General features: G+C 69.4%; 12 protein-coding genes. 6 read left to right on the top strand and 6 right to left on the bottom strand.

What is annotated here, in order from left to right:
• Position 1: 1 nt before the first annotated feature.
• A complete protein-coding gene (locus NE2_RS10890; RefSeq protein WP_228818231.1) occupies positions 2-1,288 on the bottom strand; it encodes an MFS transporter in 1,287 nt (428 codons plus the stop codon).
• 153 nt (positions 1,289-1,441) lie between these two features.
• Here NE2_RS10890 and NE2_RS10885 point away from each other — a divergent pair, with 153 nt between their 5' ends.
• From NE2_RS10885 to NE2_RS10870, 4 genes are all read left to right on the top strand, one after another.
• Positions 1,442-2,809: a DUF2254 domain-containing protein gene (locus NE2_RS10885; RefSeq protein WP_063025819.1), complete on the top strand. Its 1,368-nt coding sequence runs from the start codon at positions 1,442-1,444 to the stop codon at positions 2,807-2,809.
• Between the two features lie 135 nt (positions 2,810-2,944).
• Positions 2,945-3,526, top strand: a complete 582-nt coding sequence (locus tag NE2_RS10880; RefSeq protein WP_063025818.1) for a dihydrofolate reductase family protein — start codon at positions 2,945-2,947, stop codon at positions 3,524-3,526.
• A 10-nt stretch (positions 3,527-3,536) separates the two neighbouring features.
• On the top strand, positions 3,537-3,881 hold the full coding sequence (locus NE2_RS10875) for a YciI family protein (protein ID WP_063025817.1): 345 nt from the start codon (positions 3,537-3,539) through the stop codon (positions 3,879-3,881).
• Positions 3,882-3,885: 4 nt separating this feature from the next.
• A complete protein-coding gene (locus NE2_RS10870) occupies positions 3,886-5,088 on the top strand; it encodes an RNA polymerase sigma factor (protein ID WP_063025941.1) in 1,203 nt (400 codons plus the stop codon).
• Between the two features lie 4 nt (positions 5,089-5,092).
• Here the strand turns inward: NE2_RS10870 and NE2_RS10865 are convergent, their stop codons facing one another.
• Positions 5,093-5,902 carry a class I SAM-dependent methyltransferase gene (locus NE2_RS10865; RefSeq protein WP_063025816.1) on the bottom strand — a complete coding sequence of 270 codons (810 nt, stop codon included), beginning with the start codon at positions 5,900-5,902 and terminating at the stop codon, positions 5,093-5,095.
• A 132-nt stretch (positions 5,903-6,034) separates the two neighbouring features.
• Between NE2_RS10865 and NE2_RS10860 the strand changes: the two genes are divergently transcribed.
• Positions 6,035-6,676, top strand: coding sequence for a winged helix-turn-helix transcriptional regulator (locus NE2_RS10860; protein ID WP_063025815.1), 642 nt, complete (start codon positions 6,035-6,037; stop codon positions 6,674-6,676).
• 108 nt (positions 6,677-6,784) lie between these two features.
• On the opposite strand, the gene NE2_RS10855 is transcribed toward NE2_RS10860, so the two are convergent.
• Positions 6,785-7,816, bottom strand: coding sequence for an alpha/beta fold hydrolase (locus tag NE2_RS10855; protein ID WP_063025940.1), 1,032 nt, complete (start codon positions 7,814-7,816; stop codon positions 6,785-6,787).
• 128 nt (positions 7,817-7,944) lie between these two features.
• Positions 7,945-10,656, bottom strand: a complete 2,712-nt coding sequence (locus NE2_RS10850) for an ATP-binding protein (protein WP_063025814.1) — start codon at positions 10,654-10,656, stop codon at positions 7,945-7,947.
• Between the two features lie 442 nt (positions 10,657-11,098).
• Here NE2_RS10850 and abc-f point away from each other — a divergent pair, with 442 nt between their 5' ends.
• Entirely contained in the window at positions 11,099-12,760 is a 1,662-nt protein-coding gene (gene abc-f / locus NE2_RS10845; protein WP_063025939.1) for a ribosomal protection-like ABC-F family protein, read from the top strand.
• An 89-nt stretch (positions 12,761-12,849) separates the two neighbouring features.
• Here abc-f and NE2_RS10840 read toward each other — a convergent pair whose 3' ends face one another.
• Together NE2_RS10840 and NE2_RS10835 are read right to left on the bottom strand one after the other, a co-directional pair.
• Positions 12,850-13,266: a protease inhibitor I42 family protein gene (locus NE2_RS10840; protein ID WP_051756297.1), complete on the bottom strand. Its 417-nt coding sequence runs from the start codon at positions 13,264-13,266 to the stop codon at positions 12,850-12,852.
• A gap of 65 nt (positions 13,267-13,331) precedes the next feature.
• Entirely contained in the window at positions 13,332-14,138 is an 807-nt protein-coding gene (locus tag NE2_RS10835; protein ID WP_063025813.1) for an SAM-dependent methyltransferase, read from the bottom strand.
• Positions 14,139-14,152: the final 14 nt, after the last annotated feature.

The raw sequence follows: 14,152 nt of genomic DNA, 5'->3' as shown, positions 1-14,152 counted from the left end.
TTCACCGACTTCCTGCTGTGGCCATCTGCGCACCCGACGATACGTGCACCGGCCACATTCGCGCGGCAACCACGGCGGCCACGGCCGCCAAGACCATCAGGGTCAGCGCCGCGCCGGCCTGTCCTGCGGCGGCGCCCAGCCAGCCGGCGATCGGATAGGTCACCAGGAAGCAGGCATGCGAGAGCGAGAACTGCGCGGTGAACACGGCCGTGCGGGTGCTGCCGGCGGATTGGGCGCGCAGCAGGCGCGCCGAGGGCGTGTTGATCAGCGAGGTGCCCACCCCCATGATCGACCAGGCCACCCCCAGCAGCACCCAGCCCGCGCGTGGTCCGGGCTCGAGCGCCGCGAGCGTCGCGGCACCGGCGAGGCCGACGGGCAGGATCGCGCAGCCGATCAGCATGAGGCGCCGATCGGGAATGCCGGTGAGCAGTCGCGGGATCGCCAGCGCGGCGATCATCGAACCGCCGCCGAAGCAGCCCAGCGCCACCGCGACCGCGGGTGCCGGCCCGTGCAGCAGGTCGCGGACGTAGACCACGGTATTGACCACGACCAGCGAGGTCGCCGCGGCGACAGCGACATTCATCGCCAGCAACCCACGCAGCACCGGACTCGCCGCCATGAGCCGTGCGCCCCAGGTGATCCGGGCCGGCAGCGAGCTGGAGCGGTCGGCGGGCACCGATCGAGGGAGCGAGGTGCGCACGACCATGATCGCGGAGGTCGCGAACCCTGCCGCGGTGCCGACGAACAGCAGGTGGTAGCCGACCACGGTCAGCAAGGCCGCCGCCAGTACGGGACTGAGCAGCGATTCCAGGTCGTAGGCCAGCCGCGAGAGCGACAGCCCGCGGGTGTAGTCCTCCTCGTCGGGCAGGATCGACGGAATGACCGCCTGAAATGCCGGGGTGAACGTCGCCGAGGCCGCCTGCAGCACGAAGATCAGGACATAGATCTGCCAGACGTGCGTGACCAGCGGCAACAGCAGGGCGATGACCAGCCGAACCACATCGGCCGAGACCAGCAGCAGTCGCCGCGGCACCCGATCGGTCAGCGCCGAGACCACCGGCGCCACGCCGACATAGGCGACCATCTTGATCGCGAGTGCTGTGCCCAGCACCGCACCGGCATCGGATCCGGCCAGATCGTAGGCCGCCAAACCCAGCGCGACCGTCAGCAGACCGGTTCCGACGAGGGCCACCACCTGCGCGGTGAACAAGCGCCGGAAACGGTCGTGCCGCAACACCTCCAGCACGTCGGGCCTCCAGAATCCGCAGGGCGCATCGAACACGGCCATTTTAAGACAATAGGTGCGCAATTGCGAACGTATTGTCGCTTCAACGGGTTGCGATCGCGCCGCGCCACGATTCGATCTCCGCCGAGAGGTGGAGGTAGGTTCGGGTCGACAGGCCGGAGATTCGTCGTCGGCGAGAACGCAAGGAGGTCCAGCGTGCACGGGATCTCGCTCGAGGCGGATCGGTGGCGGGAACGGCTGCGCACCAATCTGTGGTTCGTCCCGACGCTGGAAGTCCTGGCCGCGGTGGCGCTGTTCGGACTGACCTTCACGTTCGACCGCGCGGCCTACCACAACGGCACGAGCCTGCCCACCTGGGTGCTGGGCGGCACGCCCGATGCGGCACGCCAAGTTCTCACCGCCATCGCGGCCGCGATCATCACCGTCGTCGGTGTCGTCTTCTCGATCACGATCCTGGCGCTGACGCTGGCCTCCACCCAGTTCGGGCCGCGCATGCTGCGCAACTTCATCCGCGACCGCGGCACCCAGCTGACGCTCGGCACCTTCGTCGCGACCTTCGTCTACGCCATCGCGGCACTGGTGTCGGTCGGCGAGAATTTCGTCCCGCACATCAGCGCGACGGTGTCGATCGGCTCGCTGGTGGTGGATCTGGCGGTGCTCATCTACTTCATCAATCACATCGGCGGGCAGATCCAACTGCCGAATGTGGTCGCCGACATCGCCCGCGAAGTGCGCACGGCGGTCGACGCCAACGCCGACACCACCGCGAGCGGGGCGAAACACGGTCCGTCGGCGCGGGAACTCCGCGATCTGCTGGCCCGCTCCGGTGGCGAGGTGCGCACCTCCAGCAGCGGATATCTCCAGTACATCCGCTACGAGCGGCTGATCCGGCTGGCCGCCGAAGCGGATGCGGTCATCCATTTACCTTATCGCCCAGGGCATTTCGTGACCGAGGGGCAGGTGATCGCGCGGGTGTGGCCGGCACAGGCCGCGAAGGGGATCGAGAAGAAATTCTCCCGCGGCCACGTCACCGGCTCGATGCGCAGCCTGGTGCAGGACGTCTCCTTCGGCGTCGATCAGATCGTCGAGGTCGCACTGCGTGCGCTCGCCTCCGCGACCAACGACACGTTCACGGTGCTGACGTGTATCGATTGGCTCGGCGACTGCCTGTCGCGGATCGCGGTCACCTGGGAGCCGAATCCGGTGCGCCGCGACAAGGACGGTCATATCCGGGTGCTCGCCGCCCAGGTCAGCTACGAGCGGCTGGTGCAGCGCGCGTTCGAGAAGATCCGCCAGGCGGGTGCCGGGCAACCGGCCGTGATGATCCGCCAGCTCGACGCGCTGGCACAGATCGCCGACCGCGTCACCGACCCCGACCGGCTCCGGGTGATCCTCGAACAGGCGACGATGATCGAGCACGCCGTCCCGCTCATCCCGGAAGAACCCGACCGCGCCGACGTCCTGCGCCGCTGCCACGCCCTGCGCGGCCAGATCGCGGCCCAGCGCTCAGCGCTCGCCACGCGATCGCGAAAGACCACGCTCACACCGAATCCGAAGCCGTAGCTCGGCGGCGCTCAGATCGGATCGCCGCCACCGATTCGACAATTCTTCGCGCGATGTCGATTTCGGCGGCGGCCGTTCGTATAGGAGGTGAGGGGCGCGATCGTGCGCGTTCCCGGAATCGAGAGGAGCAGGGCGATGCGAGCGATCACGGTGACCATGAATGTCACGCTCGACGGTGTCGTACAGGGGCTGGGACGCGCGGACGAGGACACCCGGGGCGGTTTTCCGTTCGGCGGCTGGGGGCAGCGATTTCAGGACGAGGTGCTCACCCGGGAGATGGGCAGGGATATGGCCCGGCCCGGCGACATGCTGTTCGGGCGGCGCACCTGGGAGGACTTCACCACCGTGTGGGGACGGGCGGACGACAACCCCTACAGCAAACATATGAATGCGGCGACGAAGTACGTCGCATCGACCGGCCTCGACGACGTCGACGCGTGGCAGAACTCGATTCTTTTGCGCGGCGACGCGACTCGGACCGTGCGCGAACTGAAGGCACGTCCAGGGAAGGATCTGTCGATCATCGGCAGTGCGGCCCTGGTGCGCAGCCTGCACGCCGCCGGGCTGATCGATCGGTACACGCTGGTGATCCACCCACTCACCCTCGGTGCGGGGACCAGGTTGTTCGAGGGCGCGGCGCCGTTGACCGAATTTCGCCTCCTCGGTAGCGTCGCGACCACCGCGGGTGTGATCATCGCCCGCTACGCCCGGCGCTGAGGAGAGGGCCGTGCCCGAGTATCTGCTCTCGATCTACCAACCCGACAGTGGTGCGCCCGATGCCGAGACCATGGAACGGATCGTCGCCGAATTGCACCGCCTCAACGAAGAATTGCGCGAGAGCGGGTCGTGGGTGTTCACCGGCGGCCTGCACGCGGCGGACAGCGCGACCGTGGTGCGAGCCGACGGGCTGATCACCGACGGGCCCTATCTGGAGGGCAAGGAACATATCGGTGGCATCTGGGTGATCACCGCGGCCGATCTGGACGCGGCGCTGGCATGGGGACGCAAGGCCGCGGCGGCCACCACGTTGCCGATCGAAATCCGCCCGTTCCGGGATGTTCCGCCGTTCTGACGCGATGACACCGGATCAGATCGCCGCCGTCTTCCGCGCCGAATACGGCCGGGCCGTCGCCGTGCTGATTGGCATGCTCGGCGATATCGACTCGGCCGAGGACGCGGTCGCCGACGCCTTCGCCACCGCGCTGCGCCGCTGGCCGCAGGACGGGCCGCCGCCGAGTCCGGCCGGATGGATCATCACCACCGCCCGGCGCCGAGCCATCGATACGCTGCGCCGCGAATCCGCCAGGGCCGGCAAGTACGCCGAGGCGGCGATCGTGCACACCCCGCCCGACGACGCCGAGGAGACCGCCGTGCCCGACGAGCGCCTCCGGCTGATCTTCACCTGCTGCCATCCGGCACTGAACCGGCCCGCGCAGGTCACGCTGACGCTGCGGCTGCTGGGCGGGCTGACAACGCCCGAAATCGCCCGCGCGTTCCTGGTCCGGGAGGCGACGATGGCGCAGCGACTGGCCCGCGCCAAGGCCAAGATTCGCGACGCCCGTATCCCCTACCGGGTGCCCGGCGAGGCCGAGCTGCCCGAGCGGCTCGATTCGGTGCTCGCCACCCTGTTTCTCATCTTCAACGAGGGATATGTCGCCTCGTCGGGCACGGAACTGCTGCGCGCGGACCTGTGCGAGGAGGCCGTGCGGCTCACGCGCGCACTGGTCGAGTCGATGCCCGACGAGCCGGAGGCGGCGGGCCTGCTCGCCCTCATGCTGCTCACCCACGCTCGCCGCGACGCCCGCACCGATGCGACCGGCGCCTTCGTCCGGCTCGTCGACCAGGACCGCGGCCGCTGGGATGCCGCACTGGTCGCGGAGGGCCGGGCCATCGTCCGCACCTGCCTGCGCCGCAACCGCCCCGGCCGGTATCAGCTGCTCGCCGCGATCAATGCCGCGCACACCGATCCGGTCACCGACTGGATGCAGATCCTCGCGCTCTACGACCGGTTGGCGCGCCTGGACCCGAATCCCGTTGTGGCACTTCATCGAGCGGTGGCGGTGGCCGAGGTCGACGGACCGGCCGCGGCACTGAGTCTCGTCGATGGCCTGGACCTGACCGAGCACTACCTGTTCCATGCCGTCCGGGCGGATCTGCTTGCCCGCCTGGGCCGGACGGACGAGGCGAGACGCAGTTTCGATACCGCGGCCCGCCTCACCGGAAATCAACGCGAACGCGACTACCTGGCCACCCGAAGTGCCGCACTCACACCCCGCTGACCGGTCACCGCGCCCGCGCCACCGCGCGAATCGCGCGCAGCCGCCCGTCGGCCAGCGCATCGGTGAGATGTGCTGCGCGCGTGGCGAAGTCGGGCACGAAGGCGTGCAGGCCGAGCGGGCTCGGTGGTAGCTGTCGCACCATGCGCATCACGGCCACGGCCTCGTCGGTGCGGTCGTCCCACCGCTCGACGGCGAATCCGGCCACCTCGATCGTCGTCCGCAGGGCGGCGGGCGTGGTGAGGTGACCGAAGCCGGGGCCGTCGGCCCACGGGAGCGGATAGTCGGGTTCACCGGCGCCGGAGGTGGTGATATCCCAGAGCGCGAGCCGTCCGCCACGGGCGAGAACTCGGCGCATTTCGCGGTAGAGGCCGTTCTTGTCGGCGATATTCATCTGGACGTGCTGACTGAATACGACCTGGAAGGCGCCGTCCGGAAACGGTAGTGCGGTGACGTCGGCGCACCGCACGGTGATGCGGTCGTCCAACCCGACGAGCCGGTCGAGCCAGCGGGCGATCTCGCAATACTCCTCGACCAGATCGACTCCGGTGACCCGGCAGCCGAATCGGTCCGCCAGGTATCGGGCGGTGCCGCCGATACCGGTGCCGGCGTCGAGAACCTCGGTGGCGGAAGAGATGTCGACCAGGTCGGCCAGTTCGCCGGTGGCGATGCGCCCACTGGTGTGGAAGTCCTCGAGCATCGCCAGATCGTCGAGCCGCAGGCGGCCGAGATCCTTTCCGGCGGCCAGCAACGCCCGTTCGATATCGGCCCGGGCCGCGCCGGTGGCGTACTGGGCGGGGATCTGGCTGCGAGTCATGCGCTTGCTCCGATACAGAGGGAATTCCCGGCCACTCGGCGACCGACCTTGCCATTTCATGCTAGGGCAAGAAAGTAGAGTTTTTCAACTAACAAATTTAGAATCTCTACTTCAGGCCGATATAGTGGACACATGCGAAGCTACGGCCAGTACTGTTCGATCGCCCGCGCGCTGGATGTGGTGGGCGATCGCTGGACCCTGCTGATCGTGCGCGAGCTGCTGATCCAGGGGCCGTGCCGATTCACCGATCTCAAGAACGGGCTGCCCGGCATCGCCGCGAATCTGCTGTCCACCCGCCTCCGCGAACTGGAGGACGCCGGATTGATCGACCGCGCCGACGCGCCGCCGCCCGTCGCATCGGCTCTCTATCGGCTCACCGATGCGGGCCGGGAACTGGAACCCGCACTGCGAGCATTGGGACGCTGGGGACTGCGGTACATGGATACGGTCGACCCGGACGACGCGTTCCTCCCGCAGTGGCTGGCCTACGCAGCCGGATGGTTCACCGCCGACGCCGATCCCGCGGCCGCACCGGTGGTGATTCAACTCGTCGTCGACGAGGTGCGTGCGGTCGTCGACATAGGCGCAGGTCGCGTCGAGACCCGCGTCGGCAGCACCGACGCCGCCGATCTGATCCTCGACGGACCCGCCACTGCGGTTCTCGGCTTGCTCACCGGCGTGATCGATCTGAATGTGGCACAGCAGCTCGGCCTCACCGCACGCGGCGACCACGACGCACTCACCCGCCTGCGACCCGTCGCGCAACAGTCATAGCCTCCGCACGGCGAGAGCGCGGGCGCGCACATAGCACCACTGCCCGGAGACAACGCAACACCCGCGCCGCATCATCGGCGCGGGTGTTGCGTTGTCTCCCAGCGGGTTTCAGAGATGGTCGGCGTCGATCACGGCCTGCGCGAAGGCCGCGGGCGCTTCCTGCGGGACATCGTGGCCGACCCCGGGCAGGGTGCGGTGTTCGTACTTGCCGGTGAACTTCGCGCGGTAGCTCTTGCCGTCGGCATTGGCGCCGTCGAAATCGCTGCCGATGGTGACGGTCGGGACGGTGATCGCCGGGCCCTGCGCCAGCGTGGTCTCCTCCGCGGCGTACTGCGGTTCGCCGGGGACCAGGCCCAGCCGCCAGCGGTAGTTGGAGATCACGACGTCGACATGGTCGGGATTGTCGAACGAGCCGGCGCTGCGGTCGTAGGTGGCGTCGTCGAAGTTCCACTTCGGCGAGGCGGTCTTCCAGATGTACTTGTCGAAGTCGTGGACATTGCGGCGATAGCCCAGCACACCGCGGTCGGTGGCGAAGTAGTACTGGTACCACCAGCCGGCCTCCGCGGCCGGCGCGAGCGGCTGCTGGTTGGCCGCGACATCGGTGATCAGGTATCCGCTCACGGCAACCAGCGCCTTCACCCGCTGCGGCCACAGCGCGGCGATCACATCGGCCGTCCTTGCCCCCCAGTCGTATCCGCCGAGGATCGCCTTGTCGATGTGCAGCGCGTCCATGAGCGCGACGATGTCGTGCGCGACCGCCGCCTGCTCACCGTTGCGCGCGGTATCCGGGGACAGGAATCGCGTCGGACCGAAGCCGCGCAGATACGGCACGATCACCCGGTAGCCCTGGGCGGCCAGCCGCGGGCCGACGTCGATGTAGCTCGCCGGGTCGTAGGGCCAGCCGTGGATCAGCACGACCGCCGGGCCGTTCTCCGGACCGTATTCGACGTAGGCGGTGTCGAGGACACCGGCGGTGATGTGCTTGATCGGCCCGAGCGTGGTGTGCTCACCGGCGCCGACGCCCGCGGCGCTCGCCGGAGCGGCGGGAGCCTGCGCATCCGTACCCGACGAGCACGCCGCCAGCGACGCCGCTACCGCTGCCGCCGCGACGATCTGCGCGAACCGCTTCTTGGTGAACATCTGCTCATCTCCCGTGTTCTCGTCCGCCGCGCCCACTGCCACGGCTGCGATACGAGAAACGGTAGGCGGCACGGGTGTGCTGTCGCGCCCGTCGGATGACGGTATGTGCGTACGTCATCGCGCGCGGGCTACGTCACCGGATCCGTCGCGGTGCGCAGTGCGCCGGCCAGTTCGGCACGGGAGGTGACACCGAGTTTCGGGAAGATGCGGTGCAGGTGGGTGCTGACAGTGCGATGCGACAGATACAGCCGCTGCCCGATCTCCCGGTTGGTGAGCCCTTCGGCGGCCAGCTGCGCGATACCCAGTTCGTGCGGGGTCAGGCTGTCGCGGGCGTCGGGGTCGCGGCGCGGGCTGGTCTCCCCCGCGCCCCGCAGTTCGCGCCGCGCGCGATCGCCCCAGGGCCGCGCGCCCAGCGCGTCGAAGGTGTCGCGGGCCGCCCGCAGATGTGCCCGCGACTCGACGATGCGCCGCTGCCGCCGCAACCACTCCCCGAAGGCGAGCTGGACGCGGGCGCGTTCGAGCGGCCACCCGTCCGGATCGGCGTCGAGAGCAGCGGTGAACAAGTCTTCCGCGGACTCGGCCGACGCGAGCAGGGCGCGAGCGTAGCGCAGGCCGACATGCAGGGCCGGTGACGGACTACGCCGGGCCGGCTCCTCGAATTCGCGCACGATCTCCTCCGCCTCTCCGACGCGCCCGGCGCGCACCGCGGCCTCGACCAGATCGCCCACGACGTAGGCGCGCAGGGCGAGCTGATAGGCCGGGTCGGCGGGGTCGAGAATTCGGCGCAGGTCGGCGAGCGCGTCGTCGTAGCGGCCCTGTCCGAGCGCGACGAGAGCGCGGGCCCGTTGCACGGTGGCCAGTACCGGCCGCGCGCCGGCGGCCGCGCCGATCCGCTCGGCCTCCTCGGCTCGCTCGACCGCTTCGTCGAAATCGCCTCGTAGCGCGGCGATTTCGGCTCCGACGGCGACGGCGAGACCGTACATGAAGTGCTGGCCGGTTTCCGGTCCGAGGCGCCCGGCCTCGGCCGCGGCCGCCGCACCGCCCACCAGATCACCGGTGCGCGCACAACTCCAGGCACGCACCGCCAGCGCTCTGGTCAGCAGGCCGAGCCTGCCCTGTTCCCGCAGGCCGGTGATCGCCGTGGCGGAGAAGCGGCCGGCCAGCGCGAAGGCGCCGATCTGCAACGCCGCGCTGCCGAGATAGCGGTCCACCTCCGGATCGGCGCCGGTGCGCCCGGCCAGTGCGCGCAGTTGCTCCGAGACCGTCGCGCCGCGCTCGAACGGGGCCACGTAGGCGGTGATCGCCACGATCCGCGGATCGCCGGGTGGCAGACCCATACCGTCGGCGACGGTCAGCAGGGCGCGGCGCGCGTCCGGACCCGGCTCGGACCAGAAACAGCGCATGGCGGTCCCCCACAGGATGCGCATCGCGAGGTCGCGATCCCCTTCCGCCGCAACGTTTTCGGCCAGCTTCGCGAGTTCGGTGGTGCGGGCCGGATCCTCACCGACGCCGTCGTCGAATCCGCTGACCAGCCAGGTCGCCAAGGCGCGCTGGCGCGAGTCGAGATCCTGGCGACCGGCTTCCCGCAGCAGTCGATCCACGGTGTCGCGCTCGCCGGATTCCACCGCCAGCTCGGCGGCGCGCAACAGTCGTCCCGCCCGCGCCGCCGGCGTTTCGGTCAGGCGCGCGGCGTGTTCCAGGGTCGTGATCGCCGCCGCCACCCCGCCCCGGCGCAACGCCCGCTCGGCCGCGGCCTCGAGTTCGGCAGCTGCGGCATCGTCCGGTCCGGTGACGGCGGCCGCGTGATGGCGGGCGGCGCGGTCCGGCTGCTCGCGCAGGGTCGAGGCCAGTGCACGATGGGCGGCGCGGCGGGCGGTCGGTCGCACCCCGGCGGGGATCGCCGACCGCATCAGCGGATGACGGAATCGCACTGCGCCGGAATCGATCTCGATCAACCCCGCGGTGACGGCGGGGGTCAGGTCCGCGTCGTCGACCGGGCCGCCGACCAGCAGTGCGGCGGCCGCGAGCGTTTCCGCTACCGACAGTTCGTCGAGCGCGGCGAGCATGAGGACGGTGCGGGTCGTCTCGGGCAGCTGATCGGCCCGCAGACCGAACGCACGTTCCAGCCGCTCGGTGAGCGGCAACGCCACCTCGGGCCGATCGGTGGCCGACGGTAATTCCTTCAGCGCCAACGGATTTCCGGCCGCGGCCGCCAGGACCCGTTCTCGCCGGTGATCATCGAGGCCGGGCGCGGCGGTGTCGAGCAACTGCCGCGCCTCCTCCTCGCCCAGTCGCGAGAGTGCCAGCGTCGGGTGCCCGGCCTGCGACAGCGACGTCTGCGCATCCCGGGTGGCGACGACCAGCACAATCGGCTCGGATTCCAGTCGGCGGGCGAGGAAGCCGAGCACGCCGGCGGTGGCGGCATCGAGCCAGTGCAGGTCCTCCACCACCAGCAGCAGCGGCTGTTCGGCCGCCCGATCGCTGAGCAGAGTCAGCAGCGCCGCACCGATCAGATATTCGCTCGGTGCGACCGCGTCGACGAATCCGAGCGCGGCGTTCAGTGCGGCGGCGTGGGTGGGCGGCAGCGCATCGATGCCGGAACACAGCGGAAACACGATCTGATGCAATCCGGCGTAGGGCAGCCGCTGTTCGGCCTCGGTCGCGGTCACGGTGACGAGCCGGACGCCCGCCAGCCTGGCCATCGCCGCGACCTCGTGCAGGAGCGCGGTTTTACCGATCCCGGCTTCGCCCGCGATGACGACGACGCCGCCGCGCTCGGCGATGCCGGTGATCGACTCGTCCAGATATTTGAGTTCCGATTCCCGTCCGACCAGCGACATCCGTGAGCACTCCTGTCCGGTCCCGGCACCGGCCGGCGCCGGTCACCGCGGGGCGATAGCAACACACCGAGCGAACTCGGCATGCCGTCGACACTATCGGTTCCACGGGCGAACCAGCGGACTCCGGGGCGCGATCCCGGCCCGGAACAGGCTCGGAATGCCGCCGCGACGGCGGCGGCGGCGCGCCCGGACGACCTGTCGACGCACGAGCGGCAACCCGACCTGACCTTTTCCGTGCGATGCGGTCCGGCTGTTATCGTCGGGTGGAGTCGGTAGATCAAGGAGACCAGACATGGTTGGTGAACTCGACATCTCCGGATAGACCCGGAAGTCACGGCCACCGGTAGGCGCACGCGGCGCCGCCGACGTGGCCATGTCGTCGTTCACCCGATCACCCTGCGGCGCGATCGCACCGTGCCGCAACGACTTTCGAGGTCTCACCATGTCCGATGCCTTCATCGTCTGTTCGAACCTGTCGTTCACCTGGCCCGACGACACCCCGGTGTTCCGGGATCTGTCCTTCAGCGTGCCGGGCGGACGGACCGGCCTGGTCGCCCCCAACGGCGCCGGGAAGACCACGCTGCTGCGGCTGATCGCCGGCGAACTGACCCCCTCGGCGGGCAGCATCACCGTCGACGGCGTCCTCGGATATCTGCCGCAGAATCTGCCCCTGACCGGAGAGCTGACGGTCGCCGAAGTTCTCGGCATCGCCCCGGTGCTGGCCGCGCTGGCGGCCGTCGAATCCGGCGACACCGACGAGCGGCACTTCACCACCATCGGCACCGACTGGGACATCGAGGAACGCACGCGCGCTCAACTGGACCGGCTCGGGCTGGGCGCGTTGCCGCTCGACCGGCGGCTGCACACCCTCAGCGGCGGGCAGATCGTCTCGCTCGGACTGGCCGCGCAGCTCCTGCGGCGACCGGATGTGCTGCTGCTCGACGAACCCACCAACAACCTCGATCTCGAGGCGCGCCACCAGCTCTACGATGTGCTCACCGACTGGAACGGCTGCCTGCTGCTGGTCAGCCACGACCGGGCCCTGCTCGACCGCACCGATCGCATCGCCGAACTCTACGACGGCGAAATCCGTTACTACGGTGGCAGTTTCACCGACTACGAGCAGGCGGTGCAGGCCGAGCAGGCGGTGGCGGAAAAGAACATTCGCACCGCCGAACAGGAGGTCAAGCGCGAGAAGCGGGAATTGCAGCAGGCTCGCGAACGCGCCGCGCGCCGGGCGAGCAACGCGCAGCGCAATCTCGGCAACGCCGGACTGCCGAAGATCTTCGCCGGCACCATGAAACGCAATGCCCAGCAATCGGCGGGTCGCGCGAACGAAACCCACGGCGCCCGGCTGGACGCCGCGAAGAACCGCCTCGACGCGGCCGGGCGGGCGCTGCGCGAAGAACAGCGCATCGTGCTGAACCTGCCCGATACCGAGGTCCCGGCCGGCCGCACGCTGTTCGCCGCCGAGCACATCCGGTTCCGCTTCGGCGAGCGCGAGTTGTTCGCCGGCGAGGGCGCCGATCTCACCGTCCGCGGACCCGAGCGCATCGCCTTGACCGGACCCAACGGCGCGGGCAAGTCCACGCTGCTGCGCATCGTGCACGGCGACCTCACCCCCGACAGCGGTACCGTCACCCGCGCCGACGGCCGGATCGCCTACCTGTCCCAGCGGCTGGACCTGCTCGATGCCGACCGGACCGTGGCGGAGAATCTGGCCGCCGCCGCCCCGCACCTGCCCGCCGCGCAGCGGATGAATCTGTTGGCGCGCTTCCTGTTCCGCGGCTCGCGTGCCCATCTCCCGGTCGGCGTCCTCTCCGGCGGGGAGCGACTGCGGGCCACACTGGCCTGCGTGCTGTTCGCCGAACCCGCGCCGCAACTGCTGCTGCTCGACGAACCCACCAACAACCTCGATCTGGTGAGTGTCGGACAGCTGGTCGGCGCCCTGGAGTCCTATCGGGGCGCGATCGTGGTCGTCAGTCACGACGAACACTTCCTCGCCGAGGTGCGGGTGAGCCGGCGCTTGCGACTCACGGACGGCCGCCTGGCCGACGACAACGCCGCCGCGACACCAGGACACGAACCGCCGCCCCACCGGTGATACTCGTCCGAATCCGCGGGCGGTAGGCGTCCGCGGATACACGAACGGCCCGTCCCTTCCGGTGACGGGCCGTTTCGATATCGAACGTACTACCGCACGGTGACGGTCATCGAGAACCGTTGGCCCGGGTTGGCCTGATCCCAGGGCCGCACCGACACCAGGCTCAGGCGGGTGCTGCCGGCGTGGGCGGCGGTGAAGGTCCACACGCTGGTACCGGGCGCGCCCGGCATCGAGCTGCCCGGCCGGAACACCGGGTCACCCTCCTGAGCGAGCACCCCGCGGTCGACTTCGCCGATCTGCCAGACGTATCCGGTCGTCGGGTTGTCGGGCAGGGCCACCGCCAGTTCCTGTCCGACGTCGAGGGTCGTGGTTCCGCCGTCGCCGTCGGTACCGACGATGATCGGCTCCGATACCGCCTGCACGGCACCGGGCACAGCGGGAATCGGGTCGGCCCCGGCAACCGCATTCGCCCCACCGGCCGTCAGCGCCAGACCGAACACAACCATCAGCAAAGGTGTACGCACCGCATTCCTTCCATATTCAAACGGGCGTCCACACCCTACAGTCGCGCTCAGTTCAGCAACGCCAAACCGCCATAGGCACCGGAGAATTCGGGATGCTCCCCCACGTCCGCCGGATTGTCGGGCCGCCACAGCGGCAGATGCACCAGTCCGGGTTCCAGCAGCGGCCAGTCGTGGAAGAATCCCGCGATATGGTCCTTGTCGCGCAGCACGATTTCGGTCGAGGTGCGTCCCGAGAGCTTCTGCGCCTCCAGCACTTCGATCGGCTGCCCGTCGGCGGTGGCATGGGTGATCGCGAGATAGCTGCCCGGGGCGACGGCTTGCTGCAGCCGTGCCACACATCCGGCCGGATCGGCCTCGTCCGGGACGAAATGCAGGACGCCCAACAGCAATACGGCGATCGGCCGGTCGAAGTCCAGCACCTCCCGCACCAGCGGATCGTTCAGAATCGTGTCCGGCTCGGCGACATCGGCCTGCACGACCGCCGCATGCGGGTTGCCGTCCAGGATCGCCCGGCTGTGCGCCACCGCCACCGGGTCGATATCGACGTAGACGACACGAGCCTGCGGATTGCGCGCCTGCGCCACCTCGTGCACATTGCCGACGGTCGGGATGCCCGAGCCCAGATCCAGGAATTGGGTGATGCCGGCGTCCACCAGATGACGCACGCAGCGGCGCAACAGATCTCGGTTGGCGCGCATGGTTTCGGCGACATTCGGGGTGAACGACTCGATCTGGCGTGCCAGCGTGCGATCGATCTCGAAATTGTGCATCCCGCCGACGAAATAGTCGTACACCCGCGATGCGCTGGGCCGATCCAGGTCGATACCTTCCGGCGCCCAACTAGGTCTGGTCATCGCAACCTCTCTGG

Origin of the sequence: Nocardia elegans NBRC 108235 (assembly GCF_001612845.1) — a bacterium.
Taxonomy (GTDB): Bacteria; Actinomycetota; Actinomycetes; order Mycobacteriales; family Mycobacteriaceae; genus Nocardia; species Nocardia nova.
This window is presented reverse-complemented; position numbering and strand designations above follow the sequence as displayed.

Bases quoted from the DNA above. Each gene is read 5' to 3' on its own strand.
- NE2_RS10890 (WP_228818231.1), bottom strand. From the start codon at position 1,288: ATGGCCGTGTTCGATGCGCCCTGCGGATTCTGGAGGCCCGACGTGCTG.
- NE2_RS10880 (WP_063025818.1), top strand. From the start codon at position 2,945: ATGCGAGCGATCACGGTGACCATGAATGTCACGCTCGACGGTGTCGTA.
- NE2_RS10870 (WP_063025941.1), top strand. From the start codon at position 3,886: ATGACACCGGATCAGATCGCCGCCGTCTTCCGCGCCGAATACGGCCGG.
- NE2_RS10865 (WP_063025816.1), bottom strand. From the start codon at position 5,902: ATGACTCGCAGCCAGATCCCCGCCCAGTACGCCACCGGCGCGGCCCGG.
- NE2_RS10860 (WP_063025815.1), top strand. From the start codon at position 6,035: ATGCGAAGCTACGGCCAGTACTGTTCGATCGCCCGCGCGCTGGATGTG.
- NE2_RS10855 (WP_063025940.1), bottom strand. From the start codon at position 7,816: ATGTTCACCAAGAAGCGGTTCGCGCAGATCGTCGCGGCGGCAGCGGTA.
- NE2_RS10850 (WP_063025814.1), bottom strand. From the start codon at position 10,656: ATGTCGCTGGTCGGACGGGAATCGGAACTCAAATATCTGGACGAGTCG.
- abc-f (WP_063025939.1), top strand. From the start codon at position 11,099: ATGTCCGATGCCTTCATCGTCTGTTCGAACCTGTCGTTCACCTGGCCC.
- NE2_RS10840 (WP_051756297.1), bottom strand. From the start codon at position 13,266: ATGGTTGTGTTCGGTCTGGCGCTGACGGCCGGTGGGGCGAATGCGGTT.
- NE2_RS10835 (WP_063025813.1), bottom strand. From the start codon at position 14,138: ATGACCAGACCTAGTTGGGCGCCGGAAGGTATCGACCTGGATCGGCCC.